Genomic DNA, 21033 nt, shown 5'->3' with positions numbered 1-21033 from the left:
TAAGGGCAGGTTTTTTGGTGTCTTAAGGAAACTATTTAACAGAATTTTTGATTAAAAGTTTCATTTTAAGAGAGAAATCTCTAATTTCATAATCTATAAGCAAACGCTTGCATTCCTTTTTTTATTGGATTATAATAGGTTGGTATAAAGCCTTCTGTAATAATATTGAGTAAGTGTAGAAAGTAAGGATTTAGAATATTTGTAGTCAAAAATACAATGTTGCTTCTTACGATAGGGAGATAGATATGGCAATGATAGAAGTGCAACATCTTCGGAAAAATTTTGTGAAGACAGTTAAGGAGCCGGGGTTAAAGGGAGCCTTGCGCTCCTTTATTCATCCTGAAAAGCAGACCTTTGAAGCGGTCAAGGATTTAACTTTTGAAGTTCCAAAAGGGCAGATTTTAGGATTCATCGGGGCAAATGGTGCTGGGAAGTCAACCACCATCAAAATGCTGACAGGAATTTTGAAGCCCACATCTGGCTTTTGTCGGATTAACGGCAAGATTCCCCAGGATAATCGCCAAGATTATGTCAAGGATATTGGAGTCGTTTTCGGACAACGCACCCAGTTATGGTGGGATTTGGCTCTGCAAGAGACCTACACGGTCTTAAAAGAAATTTATGATGTGCCAGACTCGCTCTTCCATAAGCGCATGGATTTTTTGAATGAAGTCTTGGATTTGAAGGAATTTATCAAGGATCCTGTGCGGACTCTTTCATTGGGTCAACGGATGCGGGCGGATATTGCGGCTTCCTTGCTTCACAATCCCAAAGTTCTCTTTTTAGATGAACCGACTATTGGTTTGGATGTGTCGGTCAAGGACAACATTCGTCGGGCCATTACCCAGATTAATCAGGAGGAAGAGACAACTATTCTCTTGACTACTCATGATTTGAGTGATATTGAGCAACTCTGTGATCGGATTTTTATGATTGATAAGGGGCAGGAGATTTTTGATGGGACGGTGAGCCAGCTCAAGGAGACCTTTGGCAAGATGAAGACTCTCTCCTTCGATCTGACGCCAGGTCAAAGTCATCTCGTCTCTCATTATGAAGGCTTGCCTGATATGTCCATTGATAGACAAGGAAATACTCTCAATATTGAATTCGATAGTTCCCGCTACCAGTCGGCCGATATTATCAAGCAAACCTTATCTGATTTTGAGGTCCGTGATTTGAAGATGGTAGATACGGATATTGAAGATATTATCCGTCGCTTCTATCGAAAGGAGCTCTAAGATGGTCAAATTGTGGAGACGTTATAAACCCTTTATCAATGCAGGGATTCAGGAGTTGATTAGCTATCGAGTCAACTTTATTCTTTATCGGATTGGCGATGTCATGGGTGCTTTTGTGGCTTTTTATCTATGGAAGGCTGTCTTTGATTCCTCCCAGGAGCCTTTGATTCAGGGCTTTAGTATGGCGGATATCACCCTCTACATCATCATGAGTTTTGTGACTAATCTTCTGACTAGGTCGGATTCTTCCTTTATGATTGGTGATGAGGTCAAGGATGGTTCCATTATCATGCGCTTGTTGCGACCAGTGCATTTTGCGGCTTCTTACCTCTTTACGGAGCTTGGTTCCAAGTGGTTGATTTTTATCTCTGTTGGACTGCCATTTTTAAGTGTCATTGTTTTGATGAAAATCTTATCTGGGCAAGGGATTGTAGAAGTGCTGGGGCTAACTACCCTTTATCTTTTTAGCTTAACGCTGGCCTATCTGATTAACTTTTTCTTTAATATCTGCTTTGGATTTTCAGCCTTTGTATTTAAAAATTTATGGGGTTCTAATCTACTTAAGACTTCCATAGTGGCCTTTATGTCTGGGAGTTTGATTCCCTTGGCTTTCTTTCCAAAGGTCATTTCAGATATTCTGTCCTTCCTGCCTTTTTCATCTTTAATTTACACTCCGGTCATGATTATTGTTGGGAAATACGATGCTAGTCAGATTCTTCAAGCACTTTTGCTTCAGCTTTTCTGGCTTATAGTGATGGTGGGCTTGTCTCAGTTGATTTGGAAACGAGTCCAGTCATTTATCACCATTCAGGGAGGTTAGTATGAAAAAATATCAACGCATGCATCTGATTTTTATCAGACAGTACATCAAGCAAATCATGGAATACAAGGTAGATTTTGTGGTTGGTGTATTGGGAGTCTTTCTGACTCAAGGCCTGAACCTCTTGTTTCTCAATGTCATCTTTCAACACATTCCCTCCCTAGAAGGTTGGACTTTTCAAGAAATTGCCTTTATCTATGGATTTTCCTTAATTCCAAAGGGACTAGATCATCTCTTTTTTGACAATCTCTGGGCCTTAGGTCAACGACTAGTTCGAAAAGGGGAGTTTGACAAGTATCTGACTCGTCCTATCAATCCTCTCTTTCACATCCTCGTTGAGACCTTTCAGATTGATGCCTTGGGTGAACTTTTGGTCGGTGGTATTCTATTAGGAACAACACTAACTAGCATCTCTTGGACTCTTCCAAAATTCCTGCTTTTCCTAGTTTGTATTCCTTTTGCGACCTTGATTTACACTTCTTTAAAAATCGCGACAGCCAGCATCGCTTTTTGGACCAAGCAGTCAGGTGCTATGATTTACATTTTCTATATGTTTAATGATTTTGCCAAGTATCCTATTTCTATTTACAATTCGCTCCTTCGTTGGTTGATCAGTTTTATCGTGCCATTTGCCTTTACGGCTTACTATCCTGCCAGTTATTTCTTGCAGGACAAGGATGGGCTCTTTAACATTGGTGGTTTGATTCTAATTTCCCTTGTCTTCTTTGTTATTTCTTTGAAACTATGGGACAAGGGCTTAGATGCCTACGAAAGTGCGGGTTCGTAATAGGAAGAATCTCAAAGCCTTGTCTCAGGAAAGGCTTTTTCTAATGGAGATGAAAATTTCTTGACATCTATTCTCAGAGTGCTATACTAAGAAGGTAATCGCCGATTTAGCTCAGTTGGTAGAGCAACGCACTCGTAACGCGTAGGTCACAGGTTCGATCCCTGCAATCGGCATAGGAAGAAACGGCTTTGAAGGAGCGAGACGACGAATGATGGTGATAACCGATTCGTTCTGTCTCGCTCTTTTTTTGACCGCATAGGCGCCATTTTTGACCGCTTAGTCAAAAGTCCTTGTCTCCATAGGGGCTCTTTGCTATCATAGAATCATCAAAGGAAGCAATACTTCCAATTAATAAAAACGAGGTATACGATGATGAAAAAATTACTTGGACTTGGATTTATTCTGGCAGCTCTTGCGGTTGTCACAATGGGAATGGTTGGCTTTCCAAAGATCGATGTGAATATCTGGCCTTTATTCCCCGTTCTCTTATTTGCTTTCTTTACGCTTGAAAATCTGTTGAAACAGGACTACAAGGCAAGTGTCATCTGTGCTTTAATTGCTCTGATGATTGCAAACGCGATCTACGATCTCTTGCCGGTTTCAAATGGCTTAGTGATCACAGCGGGTGTCCTTGCTTGCGTGGGTCTTAGTTTTCTTTTACCGGATAAGAATAGCAACAAATAAAGGAAGGAGGCTGGGACAAAAGTCCTAGCCTCTTAATTGTTTTTGGATTGTCGAGCAAGACGCAGTGGTTGAGTGGGCTCTACTACACTGATTTCATCAGCTTTTACAGCCCTACTCAACTGTGCGGAGGTGGGACGACGAAATCGAATTCTAACGAATGACCGATTTCTGTCCCACTCTCTCTTTACTTCTCAAAAACTACCTCTTGATGGGCAAAACGTGCCACTTACTGAAAAGCCCTTGTTTTGTTTTCAACAGCTGTTATAATGGTACTATCAAAACGTTGGGAAAGGAGTTTTATGAAAGTTAGAATCGAATTGGATCCATCAATGGACGAGCCTGAGATCTTGATTCGAGCCCCGCGCTTGACCCCGGAGTTGACCCAGCTGCAAGAGAGAATCCTAGAACAAAAGGTCGCTCCTTTGGCCTTTTACAAGGATCGAAGTGAGTATTTTCTGGATGTGGCATCGATCCTCTTTTTTGAGACGGACGGGGAGAAGATTTTTGGGCACACCAAGGACGAGGCCTATGAGGTTAAGCAGAAGCTCTATGAGTTGGAGGAGCTGCTTCCCATCGCCTTTTGTCGGATATCCAAATCCACCATTGTCAACGCAAAGCAGATCTATTCTCTAGAAAAGTCTTTTTCAGGAACTAGCACGGTCAATTTCTATCAGACCCATAAGCAGGTTCACGTATCCAGACGCTACTATCAACTCTTAAAAGAACGACTAAATGAAATGAGGTAATATCATGAGAAAAAAATTAATTGGAGTATTCTTAATCCTTTTAGCAGCCTTAATCCTCTTACAAGGCTATTTTGTAAAATGGGACATCAGCATCTGGACCTTAGCTTGGGTTACCTTGCTTGCCGTCCTGTCCCTCTCTAGTTTCTTAAAACGCCATTTTGGTTGGGGCTTCATCTATGGACTTTTAGCCCTCTTTTGTCTCAATGGGCAATACCATTTCCTTCCGGTGTCCAATTCAGTTGTCATCCTTTCCTCAATTCTCGCTGTGATTGGGCTCAATATTTTGTTTAAACCCTCTAAGAAAACAAAAGCCCGCCTAGCTTCCTATTCTGCTGGGTCCATGAGTAAGTCTGATGGCAATGACATTGATGTCACTTTTTCAACAGTGACAAAGTATCTCAATGACCAACACTTTACTCACGGAAGTGCAGATGTGAGTATGGGAGAAGCTTCGGTTTATTTTGACAATTGCCGCATCGAAGGTCCGTCAGCCCAGTTTGTTGTCGATGTTTCCCTTGGGAGTCTGAGCCTCTATGTACCAAGTGATTGGCGTGTCCATGTAAATGTGGATAATTCCCTCTCAGCGATCCAACATCAGGAAAATCCAAGTGCTCTGACAAGCAAGGATTTCTACATTACGGGCGATGTTTCCTTAGGAAATCTGGAAATTATCTATGTCGGAGCGAATTCGTTTTCTTAAGTCGGAAATGAAAAACTTTGGCCAAAAGCTTGCCAAGAGAGATTTTTTTTGGTAATATAGTACGGTATGTGGTGCTAGCACATCCGTTATATTAGATCTAATAGGAGGAAACACAGAAATGGCTAAAGTATGTTATTTCACAGGTCGTAAGACTGTATCAGGTAACAACCGTTCACACGCTATGAACCAAACAAAACGTGCCGTAAAACCAAATCTTCAAAAAGTAACTGTCCTTATTGATGGTAAACCTAAAAAAGTTTGGGCTTCAGCTCGTGCATTGAAATCTGGTAAAGTAGAACGCGTTTAATAAAGAAAGAAGGCTGGGCATAAAGTGTCCAGCCTTCGCTTTTGATAGGAATAGTAGCATGACGCAGTGGTTGATTGCTCAAAGCACTGCTTTGCGGGGGTGGGAAAATTGAAAAGGTTTGGGGAACCTTTTCAACTTTTTTTATTTTACGGAGTTCTTTCCCACTCCCTTTTCTTTTTCTCCAGAGACAGCTGTCACAGCGGGAGAAGAATAGTCCCTACCCTTTTACAGTTGACCTCTTTTATGGTAAAATAGAATATAAAATACTTTTGAGGTAGAAATTATGACAGTAAAAATCAATACAAAGGACGGTCAAATTGAATTGACTGATGAGGTTATCGCAACTGTTGTAGGCGGTGCCGCTACTGAGATCTTCGGTGTGGTTGGAATGGCCAGCAAAAATGCGATCAAAGATAATTTCCAAGCCCTCCTAGGGAAAGAAAACTTCTCTAAAGGTGTTGTTGTCAAAACAACGGAAGCAGGAACTATCGCAGTTGATGTTTACACTGTTTTGAGCTATGGAACAAAGATTAGCGAAGTCTCAAAAAATATTCAAGAACGTGTGAAATTTAGTTTGGAAAATCAACTTGGAATCACTACGGATACTGTGAATGTCTATATTCAAAATATCAAGATTGTGGGAGAATAATCGTGGCTAATATTACTACAAGTTTATTTCAAGAAATGGTTCAAGCGGGGGCTACGCGCTTAAATAAACAAGCGGAATATGTAAACTCTTTGAACGTCTTTCCTGTACCAGACGGGGACACAGGAACCAATATGGGAATGACCATCGAAAATGGGGCCAAAGAAGTATCTGACCGTTCTGCTTCAACTGTTGGAGAAGCAGCAGGAATCTTTGCCAAAGGTCTCTTGATGGGTGCGCGTGGGAACTCAGGAGTCATCACTTCTCAATTGTTCCGCGGATTTTCTCAAAGTGTCAAAGACAAAGAAGAATTGGATGGAGCAGCGCTTGCAGCAGCCTTCCAATCTGGGGTAGAAGTTGCTTATAAGGCCGTTATGAAGCCGGTTGAAGGAACCATTTTGACGGTTTCTCGTGGGGCAGCCATTGGGGCCAAGAAGAAAGCAGAATCTACCAATGATGCAGTAGAAGTTATGCGTGCCGCTCTTGAAGGAGCTAAAACAGCTCTTGCGAAGACTCCAGATATGTTGCCAGTCTTGAAAGAAGTTGGCGTGGTAGACTCTGGTGGTCAAGGGTTGGTCTTCATCTATGAAGGATTCTTGTCAGCCTTGACAGGTGAATTTATCGCTTCTGAAGAGTTCCAAGCAACACCTGCAACCATGTCAGAAATGATCAATGCAGAACACCACAAGTCAGTTGCTGGTCATGTGGCTACTGAAGACATCAAGTTTGGTTACTGTACAGAAATCATGGTCGCTTTGAAACAAGGTCCAACCTATGTCAAAGACTTCGATTACGATGAATTCCGTAACTATTTGAACAACCTTGGGGATTCCCTATTGGTGGTGAATGACGATGAGATTGTCAAAGTTCACGTCCATACAGAAGATCCAGGTCTTGTCATGCAAGAAGGTCTTAAGTACGGAAGCTTGGTCAAGGTAAAAGTCGACAACATGCGCAACCAACACGAAGCGCAAGTTGAAAAAGAAGAGCGCCAAGCCAAACCAGTTGAAGAAAAAGAATATGCCATCATCGCAGTAGTTGCTGGTGACGGATTGGCTGATATCTTTAAAGCGCAAGGAGTTGATTACATCATCTCTGGTGGTCAAACAATGAACCCATCAACAGAAGACTTTGTCAAAGCGGTTGAAGAGTTGAATGCGCGCAACATCATTATCTTGCCAAACAACAAAAATATCTTGATGGCGGCTCAATCTGCAGCAGAAGTGATTGATCAACCTGCAGCAGTTGTTGAGACCAAGACTATCCCTCAAGGATTGACTAGTCTTCTTGCCTTTGATGAAAGCAAATCGATCGAAGAAAACTACGAACGCATGAGCGCTTCATTGGATGATGTTGCGTCTGGTAGTGTGACAACAGCGGTTCGCGATACCACTATTGATGGGCTTGAAATCCATGAAAATGATAATCTTGGAATGGTCGATGGCAAAATCGTTGTTTCAAATCCAGATATGATGGAAACCTTGGAAGAAACATTCGCTCATATGTTGGATGAAGACAGTGAAATTGTGACCATCTATGTCGGTGAAGACGGCAGTGAGGAGTTGGCAAATGAATTGGCCCAAGCCCTTGCTGAAAAATACGAAGATGTAGAAGTAGAAATCCACCAAGGTGGCCAACCTGTCTACCCATACTTGTTTAGTGTAGAATAATTGAACAGAAGGTTCCTTTCGGAACCTTTTTTGTATATAGAAAAACGAGGAGATTCCTATTAAAGCAGCGTGATTCAGAGGGATTGAGACTGAAGTGAACCCTCCACGGAGGCTTTATTCGTGAGAAAAAGGAGTTTCTGCAAAAAGTCTCACATTCATCAGTTTTTTATTCAAATTGAAGAGCTTGAAATGAGGGGGAAATGGTTTGAGCAGTGGAGTTTTTAGACAAGAAAGACGCGATATGTTATACTGGTATCAGTATGTGAAAGGAGAGTTATAAAAATGAAGAAATTTTTTGTAACCCTTGGGCTAGCCATTTTGGTATTGACTGGTTGTTCGCAATCCCAAACAAAGAAAACTACAACCGCTAGCTCATCTAGCAGTTCCTCTGTTAAAAAAGAAGTAAAAAATGAAGAAAAAACCACAACCTTAGTAGGAGATATCAATGGAACAAAACACCGGGATATCATCAAGTCTAAGGGAGATAAGGTAGAAAACCTTCGCATCGAAGTGACGGCCGATCTGCCCCAACAACTTGGGACCATCGCAGCAGAAAAGTCACCTGAAGAGCTCACAGCAGCCATTCAAGCTTTGCTGGAGCAAAATGAAGACTATAAGAAGCTAAAAACCGTTCCCGGTTTTAGTTTGGAATACACAGTCACCCCAGAAAAGAAATTGCTCTCAACCAGTGTGATTGACCTCAACCAAATTGACGCCAAGTCTCTAGAAGAAATTTCTTACTTCAAAGATGCTGGACTCAATGATTTGAAAAACATGAAGGCAGATGCCTTGGTAAAGGCCTTGAAACTGCATGGCATGAAAGAAGAAGGTCAGTAAGAAGAATAGAAAAAGTCGAGTGAAGTCACTTGGCTTTTTTTAGTGACTTTTGTCATGTGAGCGAGTGACAAAATTATCTAGTGGCTGTTATTTTCTTTCGCTATAATATAGTCAGAAAGTAAGAGGTAAGGAAAAATGAAACAATGGTTCTATAAAGTGTTTACGTTAACAGTGGTGGGGATGGTCGTCTATTTGATCTTTTCAAAGGATGATAGTCTCTATTACCATTTTCCTTGGGAATTATTTGCTGGGATTGGCATCATGAGCTGGGCGGTTCAAGAAGGATTGAAAATGATCAAGGCTGTTAAAAAGGAGATGGAGCAATGAAAAAGAAGTTTGAAATTGGATTGGTAGCTGTTTTGTGTTTGCTCCTTTGGGCAACTGAGATGATGACGGGCTGGTTTTCTGCCCATTTTCTTAGCTGGTTTTTCCAAACAGTTTGGGGAGTGACCTTGGTCGTCTTTGTCATTATTCCAGCTGGCCAAGCCTGGTTGAAAGGAGAGTATCATGAGTGTCATTAGAGTAGAGAACTTGAACAAAAGTATCAGAGGAAAGATGATTCTAGAAGATCTTTCTTTTGCGGTTGAACGGGGGGATTGTCTGGCCTTGATTGGGCCTAACGGAGCAGGGAAGACGACCTTGATGAATTGCCTCCTAGGAGATATGAAAGCGACGGCGGGAATCATTGAAGTAGAAGGGAAGGCTCCTGGTCATCCTCGATTAAAGGCTAGTGTCTCTTATCTCCCTCAAGAGAATGCCGTCGTTCAAAAGTTAACTGTTCAGGAACTGATCAACTTCTTTCGCTCCATTTATCCCAATCCCTTAACAGGGGAAGAAATTGATGATTTATTACGTTTTAGCTCAGAACAAAAGAAACAATTGGCTAGTAAGTTGTCTGGTGGTCAAAAGCGCCTCTTATCCTTTGTTCTAACCTTGATTGGTCGTCCTAGCTTACTGTTCTTAGATGAGCCAACTGCGGGAATGGATACGTCCACTCGCCAACGCTTCTGGGAGATTGTTGGGCATTTAAAGGAAGATGGTGTGACCATTGTCTATTCTTCACATTACATCGAGGAAGTAGAGCACACGGCCGATCGAATTTTGGTCTTGCATCAGGGGCATTTGCTTCGGGATACGACACCTCTCGCTATGAGAAGCGAAGAGGTAGAAAAACATTTCACCCTGCCCTTACGCTATCAAGCTTTAGTGGCAGAGATGGAAGGCGTTGGTGAAGTGGTCATTAAACCCGATGCTCTTCAGGTTGTGACACACGATGCCAATCGTTTGTGGAGTCGCTTGCAAGAAGAAGGATGTTCGATCCAAGAAATCGAAGTAACCAATCGAAGTTTATTGGATTCTATTTTTGAAAATACAAAGGAAGTAGGTAGAGAAGATGAAACGCATGAAAGCTCTCGGCGTGGTTGAGTGGCATTTGACCAGTCGCCAAGCTATTTATTACTTGTTATCAATTGGGATGCCCACGGCCTTTTATCTCTTCTTTTCAGGGATGTACCAGGACACGCCAGGGGCCCCCGCTCACTTTATGAGGGATTATCTCCTCTCCATGACGGCTTTTTCCATGATGTCTACGGCTATCTTTTCTTTTCCAACGGTTCTTGAAACCGATCGACTCAATAATTGGCAAAAAGTCTTGCGCCATACCCCCGTATCTATGGTAGAATATTATCTAATAAAGGTTGTGGGTCTCTTTGTCGATTTTCTCCTATCGATTGTAGTTGTCTTTACCGTGGGCCATGTGGTGCGGCATGTGAATATGTCCTTGCAGGATTGGGTCTTAGCAGCCTTCCTTCTCATCTTAGGAAGTCTAGCTTTTGTAGCGATTGGTCTGGTATTGACCCTGCTTCCTTCTAGTCAATTGATGTCTGTTGTGGGGAATCTCCTTTACATGGGACTGGCTGTCATGGGAGGACTATGGATGCCGATTAGTCTCTTTCCAGAATGGATGCAAGCCATTGGCAAATGCTTACCAACCTATCAATTGATGGAACTGATTAAGACCTTTTTAAACAAGGGACAGGTCAATGTCTTTGCGAGTGTCTATTTAACCTTGTTTACCCTGGTCTTGTTTGCCCTTGTTATCATCTATCGTCGTCATTCTGAGGTTCGTTCATGATTGAAAAACTCAAACATATTCACCATATGTTTTACGTAGGCTTAATCTTTATGGCCTTTCCCTTTGCTTCTATTTTCTTAGGACAGATTCCCTGGTGGCATTTCTTTTTAGCCATCTTCTTTATGATAAGCTATCTAGGAATCCTCATTACTGAAAATAAGAAACTGACCTGGCTTTTTTGGATTTATCTTCTGCTGTATATTGCAGGAAATACCTTTTTTGTTGGAACTAGCTTTTGTTGGTTTTACTATTATGTGAGCAATATTTTGATCTATCGTTTTGGGATTCGCGATTTTCGCTCGCCCTTTCTTTGGACGGCTGTTGGATCACTACTGATCCTTTTTGGAGCTCTATTATTTAATAGGGAGATGAGAGAAAATGATTGGCTTTTTGTCCTGATCGTCTCTTTGTTTATCGCGGTTATGACCTTTAGTATGGTTCGGATGGAGATGATGGAAGAGTTGAAAGTTGACCATGCCAAGCAAAACGCCCAGATCAATCTCTTGCTGGCAGAAAACGAGCGCCATCGGATTGGCCGTGATCTGCATGACAGTCTAGGACACACCTTTGCCATGCTCAGTGTCAAGGCGGACCTAGCTGATCAATTCTTGGCATTGGGTCAGGTTGAGAAGGCCCAGGAGCAGGTGCAAGAGATTCAAGCCATCAGTCAAGAGTCCATGCACCAAGTCCGTGAGATTGTGGAGAATTTGAAGCAGCGAACCCTGGCAAGAGAGCTAGAAACCGTCAAGCAAATGCTGGAAGTAGCTCAAATCAAAGTGGAGATTCAGAACGAGCTTGATACAGCCAGCATCTCGCCGATCCTAGAATCTGCTCTAGCCATGGTGTCTCTGGAATTAGCCACCAATATGATCAAACATGCCAAAGCGACACAGGCCCTTCTCTTTTATCGCTCTACCGAGACAGGAGTGGAAATGGTCGCAGAAGACAATGGCATCGGCTTTGCCACAGTCTCCGATAAAGACCTGCACTCGATTCGCGAACGGATTGCCTTGTTGGGAGGAGAGCTGGAGATCAGTCATCAACACAAGCCGACCAGGATAGAAATACGGATCCCCTATCAAGAAAGGAAATAAGATGCGCTTATTAGTTGCTGAAGACCAAAGTATGTTGCGCGATGCTCTCTGCCAGCTCTTGCTCCTGCAAGAGGATGTGGAAGATGTCTTGCAGGCTGGCGATGGACAAGAGGCCATTCGTTTACTCGAAACACATCCAGCCGATATTGCGATTTTAGATATCGAAATGCCCATCAAAACAGGGTTAGAAGTGTTGGAATGGGCTAAAAGTCAACAACCCCAGCTCAAGGTCGTCATCGTTACCACCTTTAAGCGACCGGGCTATTTTGAGCGGGCCCTAAAGGCTGGAGTCGATGCCTATGTCTTAAAAGAACGCCGCATTACGGATTTGATGGCCACTCTTCATGCAGTTTTAGCAGGGCAAAAAGAATATTCGCCTGAATTAATGGAAGGGATCTTGACCCATCCCAATCCTCTGAGCCCTCAAGAAAAGGCAGTTTTAAAAGAAGTCGCAAAAGGGGCTTCTAACCAAGAAATTGCTGATCGCTTATTCCTCTCAAACGGGACCATCCGCAATTATATGTCAGCCATTCTGACCAAGTTGGATGCGGAAAACCGGACCGAGGCAGCAAAAATTGCCCAAGAAAAGGGTTGGTTATAAGGAAGAAAAGAGAGTGGGACAGAAATCGGTAATTCGTTAGAATTCGATTTCGTCGTCCCACCTCCGCACAGTTGAGTAGGGCTGTAAAAGCTGATGAAATCAGCGTAGTAGAGCCCACTCAACCACTGCGTCTTGCTCGACAATCCAAAAACAAAAAAGAGGCTAGGACTTTTGTCCCAGCCTCTTTTTTGTGATAGACATAGCAATTCTAGAGAAACTCTTCTTATTCGGATTTGGATAGAAAATTCAGAAAATTTACTATTTTTCCTTGAAATATTTTCTAAAAATGGTATGATAGTAGCATGCTAATTTGATATACAAAGTACTGGAAAGGAGAGACATGGAGAAAATTACCTTAGAAACTGCAAAAACCGGTTCAGAGCTCGTTCTTGAAACCCTGCGTGATTTGGGTATTGACACGATTTTTGGTTATCCTGGTGGAGCGGTTTTGCCTTTATACGATGCCATCTATAGCTTTGAGGGTATCCAGCATATCTTGGGTCGTCATGAACAAGGATGCTTGCATGAGGCTGAAGGCTACGCTAAATCAACTGGAAAGCTGGGTGTCGCAGTCGTCACTAGTGGACCGGGGGCTACAAATGCCATTACAGGGATTGCAGATGCCATGAGCGATAGCGTTCCCCTATTAGTCTTCACTGGTCAAGTCAATCGTGCTGGGATCGGGAAAGACGCCTTCCAAGAAGCAGATATTGTGGGAATTACCATGCCCATCACCAAGTACAACTATCAAGTACGTGAGACGGCAGATATTCCGCGAATTATCACCGAAGCTGTCCATATTGCGACGACTGGACGCCCTGGTCCGGTGGTAATTGACCTTCCAAAGGATGTGTCTGCTTTAGAGACAGATTTTATCTATGAACCAAGTGTGAAGCTTCCAAGCTACCAGCCTACTATTGAACCCAATGAATTGCAGATCAAAAAGATTTTGAAGCAATTGAGTAAGGCTAAAAAACCAGTTCTTCTTGCTGGTGGTGGAGTGAGTTACGCTGGAGCCGCAAAAGAGTTGATTGCTCTAGCAGAGAGCTATCAGATTCCAGTAGTGACCAGTCTGTTAGGTCAAGGAACGATTGCAACCAGTCATCCTCTTTTCCTAGGGATGGGAGGAATGCATGGATCCTTCGCGGCCAATATCGCTATGACAGAGACGGATTTCATGATCAGTGTTGGTTGTCGATTTGACGACCGTTTGACAGGGAATCCAAAGACTTTCGCTAAAAATGCTAAGGTTGCCCATATCGACATTGATCCTGCAGAGATTGGGAAGATCATTGCTATCGACATTCCTGTGGTTGGCGATGCAAAGAAAGCCTTGCAACAGTTGCTAGCAGAGCCAACGGTTCATAACAACACTGAAAAGTGGATCGAAAAGGTGACCCAAGATAAGAACCGGGTTCGTTCTTACGATAAGAAGGAACGGGTTGTGCAACCACAAGCTGTGATTGAACGCATTGGAGAGTTGACCAAGGGGGACGCTATTGTCGTCACAGACGTTGGACAACACCAAATGTGGGCAGCTCAATACTATCCTTACCAAAATGAGCGCCAATTGGTAACATCTGGTGGTCTAGGAACGATGGGATTTGGTGTTCCTGCAGCTATCGGAGCGAAAATTGCCAATCCAGATAAAGAAGTTGTTCTCTTTGTCGGAGATGGTGGTTTCCAAATGACCAACCAAGAATTGGCGATCTTAAATATTTATAAGGTTCCGATCAAGGTCGTTATGCTCAACAACCACTCGCTTGGAATGGTCCGTCAATGGCAAGAAGCCTTCTATGATGGTCGGACGTCAGAGTCAGTCTTTGATAGTCTTCCGGATTTCCAATTGATGGCGCAAGCTTACGGGATCAAGAATTATAAATTTGATAATCCTGAAACCCTAGAGAAGGATTTGGAAGTCATCACAGAAGATGTACCAATGTTCATCGAAGTAGACATTTCTCGGAAAGAGCATGTCTTACCGATGGTACCAGCTGGTAAGAGTAATCATGAGATGTTGGGGGTGAAGTTTAATGCGTAGAATGTTAACAGCCAAACTTCAAAACCGCTCAGGTGTTCTGAACCGCTTTACTGGAGTCTTGTCGAGACGTCAAGTCAATATCGAAAGTATCTCTGTTGGCGCAACTGAAAACCCTAATGTATCGCGGATTACCATTATCATTGATGTTGCTTCGCACGATGAAGTAGAGCAAATCATCAAACAGCTCAACCGCCAGATTGATGTGATTCGCATTCGTGATATCACAGATAAACCACACTTGGAGCGCGAAGTGATTCTGGTGAAAGTTTCTGCACCTGCTGAGAAGCGGGCGGAAATCTTGGCCATTATTCAACCTTTCCGTGCGACTGTGGTCGATGTAGCTCCAAGCTCTATCACCGTTCAAATGACGGGAAATGCAGAAAAGAGCGAAGCCCTCATTCGTGTTATTCGACCTTATGGGATTAAAAACATCGCCCGCACCGGTGCAACCGGATTTACTCGAGATTAATTCTCGCCTTAACATTGTTAACCCCGCCTTAAAAAGGCAAATAATAAAATAGAAAAGAGATTTTACTTATGGCAGTTCAAATGGAATACGAAAAAGACGTTAAAGTACCAGCACTTGATGGTAAAAAAATCGCCGTAATCGGTTATGGTTCACAAGGTCATGCTCACGCACAAAACTTGCGTGATTCAGGTCACGATGTCATCATCGGTGTGCGTCCTGGTAAATCATTCGATAAAGCAAAAGAAGATGGATTTGAAGCTTACCCAGTTGCAGAAGCAACTAAATTGGCTGATATCATCATGATCTTGGCACCAGACGAAATCCAAAAAGATATCTACAAAGATGAAATCGCTCCAAACTTGAGCGCTGGTAAAGCTCTTGGTTTTGCCCATGGTTTCAATATCCACTTTGGTTACATCAAAGCTCCTGAAGACGTAGATGTCTTCATGGTTGCACCAAAAGGACCAGGTCACTTGGTACGTCGTACTTACACTGAAGGATTTGGTGTACCAGCACTTTACGCTGTCTACCAAGATGCTACTGGTAACGCGAAAGACATCGCAATGGACTGGGCAAAAGGTGTTGGTTCAGCACGTGTTGGTCTCCTTTCAACAACCTTCAAAGAAGAAACAGAAGAAGATTTGTTTGGTGAACAAGCTGTTCTTATGGGTGGTTTGACAAGCTTGATCGAAGCTGGATTTGAAGTTTTGACAGAAGCTGGTTATGCACCTGAATTGGCTTACTTCGAAGTCCTTCATGAAATGAAATTGATCGTTGACTTGATCTACGAAGGTGGCTTCAAGAAAATGCGTCAATCATGTTCAAATACTGCAGAATTTGGTGATTTTGTAACTGGTCCTCGTGTTATCGGTCCAGAAGTAAAAGAAAACATGAAAGCTGCCCTTGCTGATATCCAATCAGGTAAATTTGCACGTGAATTCGTTGAAGACCACGATGCTGGTTTCCCACGTTTGAAAGCCTTCCGCAAACAAGCTGAAGAACTTGAAATTGAAAAAGTTGGTGCTGAATTGCGTAAAGCAATGCCATTCGTTGGTCAAAACGACGATGACGCCTTCAAAATCTACAACTAATTGTCTGTAGAAGACTAAGCAAGTTGGGACACCCTGGCTTGCTTTTTTCATCAAAACACAGCAACAGAGGTATGAAATGATAACAGCAAAAGATGTGACTAAGGCCCATAAAATATTAAGAGGGGTCGTTGTTAATACGCCCCTTGAATATGACCACTATTTATCAGAAAAATATGGGGCAAAAATTTATTTGAAAAAAGAAAACGCCCAACGCGTTCGTTCTTTCAAGATTCGTGGAGCGTATTTTGCAATTTCTCAACTATCAAAAGAGGAGCGTGAGCGTGGGGTTGTCTGTGCTTCAGCGGGAAACCATGCCCAAGGGGTTGCCTATACTTGTAATGAAATGAAGATTCCTGCGACTATCTTCATGCCGATTACAACACCGCAACAAAAGATTGGACAAGTCCGCTTCTTTGGTGGGGACTATGTAACGATCAAGTTGGTCGGGGATACTTTCGATGCTTCAGCTAAGGCAGCACAAGAATTTACGCTTGCAGAAAAACGAACCTTTATTGACCCATTTGACGATCCACATGTACAGGCAGGTCAAGGGACAGTAGCCTATGAAATCCTTGAGGAAGCTCGAAAAGAATCGATTGCTTTTGATGCAGTCCTCGTTCCTGTTGGTGGAGGAGGCCTCATTTCAGGTGTCTCAACCTATATCAAAGAAACAGAGCCTAGGATTGAGGTTATTGGGGTAGAGGCCGAAGGGGCGCGCTCCATGAAGGCTGCTTTTGAAGCAGGGGGCCCAGTCAAATTACCAGAAATTGATAAATTTGCAGATGGGATTGCCGTGCAAAAAGTAGGACAATTAACCTATGAAGTAACCCGCCAGCATGTGGAAACTCTGGTTGGGGTCGATGAAGGTTTGATTTCAGAGACTTTGATTGATCTTTATTCTAAGCAGGGGATCGTAGCTGAACCAGCGGGAGCTGCTAGTGTGGCATCTCTAGAGATCTTGCGCGAATACATCAAGGGAAAAACGATCTGTTGTATTATCTCAGGTGGGAATAATGATATTAACCGCATGCCTGAAATGGAAGAACGTGCCTTGATCTACGATGGAGTGAAACACTACTTTATCGTAAACTTCCCACAACGTCCAGGAGCCCTTCGCGAGTTTGTAAATGATATCTTAGGGCCAAATGATGATATCACACGTTTTGAATACATCAAGCGCGCTAGTAAGGGAACAGGCCCTGTCTTGATTGGGGTTGCTTTAGCCAATAAACATGACTATGCAGGCTTGGTCAACCGTATCGAGCGTTTTGATCCGTCTTTCATTAACTTGAACGGCAATGAAACACTCTATAATATGCTCGTCTGAGTATCATACAGAAACAATCGACCATTTAAGCAATATATTTTTAAGGAATATATTGCTTTTTTATCAACACTTGTGATATGATATGCGTAAATTAAAAGGAGGAACTTTTTATGCCTGGATTTATTATCTTTGTTTTATTCTTGCTACTGGTTGCAGGATTAATTGTGATTAGCTCACTATATGTGGTCAAGCAACAATCCGTTGCCATCATCGAGCGCTTCGGACGTTATCAAAAAATTAGCGATAGTGGCATTCATATGCGAGCGCCTTTTGGTATCGATAAAATTGCAGCACGAGTTCAATTGCGCGTCTTGCAGAGTGAGATCGTGGTTGAAACAAAAACTCAGGATAACGTATTCGTTACCATGAATGTGGCGACGCAATACCGAGTGAACGAAAGCAACGTAAAGGATGCCTACTACAAGTTGATGCGTCCAGAATCACAGATTAAATCATACATTGAAGATGCTTTGCGTTCTTCTGTTCCCAAGTTGACCTTGGATGAATTATTTGAGAAAAAAGATGAAATCGCCCTTGAAGTTCAAAAACAAGTGGCAGAAGAAATGTCAACTTATGGATATATTATTGTAAAAACCCTGATCACTAAAGTTGAGCCAGATGCCGAAGTGAAACAATCCATGAACGAGATCAATGCGGCGCAAAGAAAACGCGTGGCAGCTCAGGAATTGGCAGAAGCAGACAAGATCAAGATCGTTACTGCTGCCGAAGCTGAGGCGGAAAAAGACCGCTTGCACGGGGTCGGTATTGCCGAGCAACGGAAGGCTATTGTCGATGGATTGGCAGACTCTATTAAAGAGTTAAAAGGAGCCAATGTAGACTTGACCGAAGAGCAAATCATGTCTATTCTGTTAACCAATCAGTACTTAGATACCTTAAATAATTTTGCAGATAAGGAAGGGAATAATACGATTTTCCTACCAGCTAACCCAGATGGCGTCGAAAACATTCGTACACAAATATTATCAGCCCTGAAAGCAAAGTAAACTTTTTCTCATTTTTTAAAAAAGGTTCGTATTTTCAGCGATTTTAGTTGACAAAATGTGCAAAACAATTTATATTAGTATTGGAAATAATAATATAGGAGAAAGATCATGGCTAAATCGAACTTTGAAAAAGTAGAATCAGTTGTTGGATGGGTACGCGATAAGAAAATTACGGGATATCGTATCAGTAAAGAAACAAATGCCCGTGAAATGTCTATCATTGCCTTGGCTCAAGGACGTGCAAAAGTGAAAAACATCTCGTTTGAAACTGCACTCGGATTGATTGATTTTTATGACAAAAATCATCAAAAATTCGAAGATTAATTTGTTGTTCCAATTGAAAACCAGAGAGTTTCCTCTCTGGTTTTTTTCTATGCCTTAAAAGAAGAGGAGGTACAAAAAACAGCTTGCTTCCATACTGGTAAGCAAACTGTTTTAAGAGATTAGTGTAAGAAGCGTTGAAGGAATTCCTTGGTCCGTTCTTCTTTGGGATTACTAAAGATTTCTTTTGGATCTCCCTGCTCAGCAATGACCCCCTTGTCCATGAAGATGACACGGCTAGAGACATCGCGGGCAAATTCCATTTCGTGGGTTACGACGATCATGGTCAAACCTTCTTTAGCGAGGTCCTGCATGATCTTCAAAACTTCCCCAACCATTTCAGGATCCAGGGCGGAAGTTGGTTCATCAAAGAGGATAGCATCAGGATCCATGGAAAGGGCACGCGCGATAGCAACCCGTTGTTTTTGGCCTCCTGAAAGTTGTTTCGGACGAGCAGCCCAATATTGAGATCCCATACCGACTTTTTCAAGATTTTCTTTGGCAACTTTTTCTGCGGTTTCACGATCACGCTTGAGGACGGTCGTTTGTGCAACGATCGTATTTTCTAAGACATTTAAATTTTCAAAGAGATTAAAGCTTTGGAACACCATTCCTAATTTCTCGCGGTAGTGGGTAAGATCATACTCAGGATCAAGAACATTTTGTCCACGATAGAGAATCTCTCCAGCTGTAGGAGTTTCTAGAAGATTGATGGAGCGAAGGAAGGTTGATTTTCCGCTACCAGAGCTCCCGATGATGGAGATCACCTCTCCTTTTTCAACCGTAAGGGAAATATCTTTCAAAACCTCATTTTGACCATAAGATTTTTTTAAATGTTGGATTTCAAGAATTTTTTCTGCCATTATTTCACCTCATTGACTTGCATTTGATTGGCACCTGTAGTATAAGTATCAGAATCTAAGCGACGTTCGATGTAGCGAAGAATTCGTGTGATGGTAAAGGTGAGAACGAAGTAAATCACAGCGATGATCGTAAAGGTTGGGAAGTATTGGTAGTTTTGAGTTGCGACCGTATTTCCTGTAAAGTACAGTTCAACTACAGAGATAACATTTAAAACAGATGTATCCTTGATGTTAATAACAAATTCATTCCCTGTTGCTGGCAAGATATTGCGAACAACCTGTGGAAGGACGACCTTGCGCATGGTTTGTCCATGGGTCATTCCTAGAGCAGTCGCTGCTTCAAACTGACCTGGATCCACTGCTAAGATCCCACCACGAACAATCTCACTCATATAAGCTCCGGTATTGATTGATACGATAAAGATGGCGGCCCAGGTACGATCCAAGGAAATGTTGAAGGCTTGAGCGGAACCATAGAAAATGACCATGGATTGAACGATCATCGGAGTTCCACGGAAGATTTCAATGTAGACATTGAGGAACCAACCAAAGGCAGTTTGACATCCAGCAAGGAATTTATTTTTAGCCTTCGGAGCTGTTCGGAAGACACCGATTAACAAACCGATAATCAACCCAGCGATAGTTCCAGTCATAGAGATTAAGAGGGTCATTCCAGTTCCCCGTAAGAACTGTGGGCCATTATCCTTTAAAATCTTCATCATTTGGCTAAAGAATGTCTGCTTATCATCACTAGCATCACTGGAAGCTGGTTGCTTCTTAATCATATCATCCATGAGTTTGACTTGGTCTTCAGACGAAATCTTAGCTAGTGCGGCATTGACTTGGTCAAGTCTAGTATCACCCTTCTTCATCCCGATAGCGATGGTCGCATCTTCTTCTCCAACTTCAAATCCTTTTTTGAATTGGATCATCTTAAATTTTGAATTAGCGGACTCAGCGGTTAGGGCTTCTGGTCGTTCGGAAACATAAGCATCGATGACGCCGGATTCAAGCGCTTGACGCATTTGAGCAAAGTCTCCCATGGCGGTTTCTTGTTTTGCCCCTTTGAGTTGAGAAATGAGCGAGTAGAGGTAGACCCCTTGTTGAGAGGTAACCTTTGCATCTTTAAAGTCATCTAGACTAGTAGCATTCGCATAGTTTCCGTCTCTGCGGACCAGCATGACCGGCTCGCTGGTATAGTAGCTATTAGAGAAGGCGACCTCTTTTTTACGTTCAGCAGTGGGACTCATCCCGGCGATAATCATATCAATTTTACCAGATGTGAGTGCTGGAATTAAACCGTTCCAAGATGTTTTCACGATCAAAGGTTTTTTACCTAAATCCTCAGCAACTTTTTTGGCGATTTGGACATCGTACCCATTGGCATATTGGTTGGTACCATCAATCTTCACGGCTCCATTTGAATCATCTTCCTGGGTCCAGTTGAAAGGAGCGTAGGCCGCTTCCATTCCGATTCGTAAATAGTCATCTGCATGAGCAACCTGTGTGATGCCTAGGCAAATGAAAAGCCCTGTTAAGAGCGCGAATAATGTTTTTTTCATTTTTTCTCCTCTTCCTTATTTTAACTCCTCCTATTGTACGGTAAAATAGGTTGCATTTCAAGCATGCTCCTCTTTTTATTTAAAAAATGCT

The 21033-nt window shown here is 42.5% G+C and carries 24 protein-coding genes and 1 tRNA gene; 23 read left to right on the top strand and 2 right to left on the bottom strand.

The genetic code is table 11. The features are described from left to right. Positions 1-245: 245 nt before the first annotated feature. The 23 genes from O3605_RS07320 (at position 246) to O3605_RS07210 (ending at position 18520) form a co-directional block, all read left to right on the top strand. Positions 246-1238 carry an ABC transporter ATP-binding protein gene (locus O3605_RS07320; protein WP_287316321.1) on the top strand — a complete coding sequence of 331 codons (993 nt, stop codon included), beginning with the start codon at positions 246-248 and terminating at the stop codon, positions 1236-1238. Between the two features lies 1 nt (position 1239). Continuing rightward, the gene (locus O3605_RS07315; protein ID WP_003017344.1) at positions 1240-2058 is read left to right on the top strand and encodes an ABC transporter permease; all 819 of its coding nucleotides are present in this window, start codon (positions 1240-1242) and stop codon (positions 2056-2058) included. Position 2059: 1 nt separating this feature from the next. Next, positions 2060-2845, top strand: coding sequence for an ABC transporter permease (locus tag O3605_RS07310; RefSeq protein WP_371585719.1), 786 nt, complete (start codon positions 2060-2062; stop codon positions 2843-2845). Between the two features lie 100 nt (positions 2846-2945). Beyond that, a tRNA-Thr gene (locus tag O3605_RS07305) sits at positions 2946-3018 on the top strand. 199 nt (positions 3019-3217) lie between these two features. Then, a complete protein-coding gene (locus tag O3605_RS07300; RefSeq protein WP_049506410.1) occupies positions 3218-3529 on the top strand; it encodes a LiaF transmembrane domain-containing protein in 312 nt (103 codons plus the stop codon). Positions 3530-3828: 299 nt separating this feature from the next. Then, entirely contained in the window at positions 3829-4275 is a 447-nt protein-coding gene (locus O3605_RS07295; RefSeq protein ID WP_003004160.1) for a LytTR family DNA-binding domain-containing protein, read from the top strand. 4 nt (positions 4276-4279) lie between these two features. After that, positions 4280-4975: a LiaF transmembrane domain-containing protein gene (locus O3605_RS07290; RefSeq protein WP_014712935.1), complete on the top strand. Its 696-nt coding sequence runs from the start codon at positions 4280-4282 to the stop codon at positions 4973-4975. 118 nt (positions 4976-5093) lie between these two features. After that, complete coding sequence (gene rpmB / locus O3605_RS07285; protein WP_001140948.1) at positions 5094-5282, top strand: 50S ribosomal protein L28; 189 nt, start codon at positions 5094-5096, stop codon at positions 5280-5282. Between the two features lie 283 nt (positions 5283-5565). Further along, positions 5566-5931, top strand: a complete 366-nt coding sequence (locus O3605_RS07280) for an Asp23/Gls24 family envelope stress response protein (RefSeq protein ID WP_003004393.1) — start codon at positions 5566-5568, stop codon at positions 5929-5931. A 2-nt stretch (positions 5932-5933) separates the two neighbouring features. Further along, positions 5934-7598: a fatty acid kinase ATP-binding subunit FakA gene (gene fakA / locus O3605_RS07275; RefSeq protein WP_371585717.1), complete on the top strand. Its 1665-nt coding sequence runs from the start codon at positions 5934-5936 to the stop codon at positions 7596-7598. Between the two features lie 282 nt (positions 7599-7880). Continuing rightward, positions 7881-8435 carry an SP0191 family lipoprotein gene (locus O3605_RS07270; protein WP_023919327.1) on the top strand — a complete coding sequence of 185 codons (555 nt, stop codon included), beginning with the start codon at positions 7881-7883 and terminating at the stop codon, positions 8433-8435. 135 nt (positions 8436-8570) lie between these two features. Next, on the top strand, positions 8571-8762 hold the full coding sequence (locus O3605_RS07265) for a hypothetical protein (protein ID WP_014712940.1): 192 nt from the start codon (positions 8571-8573) through the stop codon (positions 8760-8762). Next, the gene (locus O3605_RS07260) at positions 8759-8956 is read left to right on the top strand and encodes a hypothetical protein (protein WP_371585714.1); all 198 of its coding nucleotides are present in this window, start codon (positions 8759-8761) and stop codon (positions 8954-8956) included. The genes O3605_RS07265 and O3605_RS07260 overlap by 4 nt, the downstream gene beginning before the upstream one ends. Beyond that, positions 8943-9860: an ABC transporter ATP-binding protein gene (locus O3605_RS07255; RefSeq protein ID WP_371585712.1), complete on the top strand. Its 918-nt coding sequence runs from the start codon at positions 8943-8945 to the stop codon at positions 9858-9860. The genes O3605_RS07260 and O3605_RS07255 overlap by 14 nt, the downstream gene beginning before the upstream one ends. After that, entirely contained in the window at positions 9829-10569 is a 741-nt protein-coding gene (locus O3605_RS07250; RefSeq protein WP_371585710.1) for an ABC transporter permease, read from the top strand. The genes O3605_RS07255 and O3605_RS07250 overlap by 32 nt, the downstream gene beginning before the upstream one ends. Then, complete coding sequence (locus O3605_RS07245; RefSeq protein ID WP_049475098.1) at positions 10566-11663, top strand: sensor histidine kinase; 1098 nt, start codon at positions 10566-10568, stop codon at positions 11661-11663. The genes O3605_RS07250 and O3605_RS07245 overlap by 4 nt, the downstream gene beginning before the upstream one ends. A gap of 1 nt (position 11664) precedes the next feature. Next, a complete protein-coding gene (locus O3605_RS07240) occupies positions 11665-12264 on the top strand; it encodes a response regulator transcription factor (protein WP_049483533.1) in 600 nt (199 codons plus the stop codon). Between the two features lie 340 nt (positions 12265-12604). Beyond that, a complete protein-coding gene (locus tag O3605_RS07235; protein WP_049497666.1) occupies positions 12605-14305 on the top strand; it encodes an acetolactate synthase large subunit in 1701 nt (566 codons plus the stop codon). Further along, positions 14298-14774, top strand: a complete 477-nt coding sequence (gene ilvN / locus O3605_RS07230; protein ID WP_023919316.1) for an acetolactate synthase small subunit — start codon at positions 14298-14300, stop codon at positions 14772-14774. Before O3605_RS07235 ends, ilvN begins: the two co-directional genes overlap by 8 nt. A 68-nt stretch (positions 14775-14842) precedes the next feature. Next, positions 14843-15865: a ketol-acid reductoisomerase gene (gene ilvC / locus O3605_RS07225; protein WP_003004157.1), complete on the top strand. Its 1023-nt coding sequence runs from the start codon at positions 14843-14845 to the stop codon at positions 15863-15865. 76 nt (positions 15866-15941) lie between these two features. Continuing rightward, positions 15942-17192 carry a threonine ammonia-lyase IlvA gene (ilvA, locus tag O3605_RS07220; RefSeq protein WP_049497667.1) on the top strand — a complete coding sequence of 417 codons (1251 nt, stop codon included), beginning with the start codon at positions 15942-15944 and terminating at the stop codon, positions 17190-17192. Positions 17193-17302: 110 nt separating this feature from the next. Further along, on the top strand, positions 17303-18196 hold the full coding sequence (locus O3605_RS07215; protein ID WP_049490463.1) for an SPFH domain-containing protein: 894 nt from the start codon (positions 17303-17305) through the stop codon (positions 18194-18196). 108 nt (positions 18197-18304) lie between these two features. Continuing rightward, complete coding sequence (locus O3605_RS07210) at positions 18305-18520, top strand: capsule biosynthesis transcriptional regulator (RefSeq protein ID WP_003004771.1); 216 nt, start codon at positions 18305-18307, stop codon at positions 18518-18520. Between the two features lie 119 nt (positions 18521-18639). On the opposite strand, the gene O3605_RS07205 is transcribed toward O3605_RS07210, so the two are convergent. Further along, a complete protein-coding gene (locus O3605_RS07205; RefSeq protein ID WP_003010256.1) occupies positions 18640-19380 on the bottom strand; it encodes an amino acid ABC transporter ATP-binding protein in 741 nt (246 codons plus the stop codon). Next, positions 19380-20942 (bottom strand): ABC transporter substrate-binding protein/permease, encoded by a 1563-nt coding sequence (locus O3605_RS07200; protein ID WP_049497670.1) that lies wholly within the window; start codon positions 20940-20942, stop codon positions 19380-19382. Before O3605_RS07200 ends, O3605_RS07205 begins: the two co-directional genes overlap by 1 nt. Positions 20943-21033: the final 91 nt, after the last annotated feature.

Origin of the sequence: Streptococcus sp. 27098_8_99 (assembly GCF_041431935.1) — a bacterium.
Taxonomy (GTDB): domain Bacteria; phylum Bacillota; class Bacilli; order Lactobacillales; family Streptococcaceae; genus Streptococcus; species Streptococcus parasanguinis_D.
Note: the sequence above shows the minus strand (reverse complement) of the source record. Positions and strands in the feature narration are given on the sequence as shown.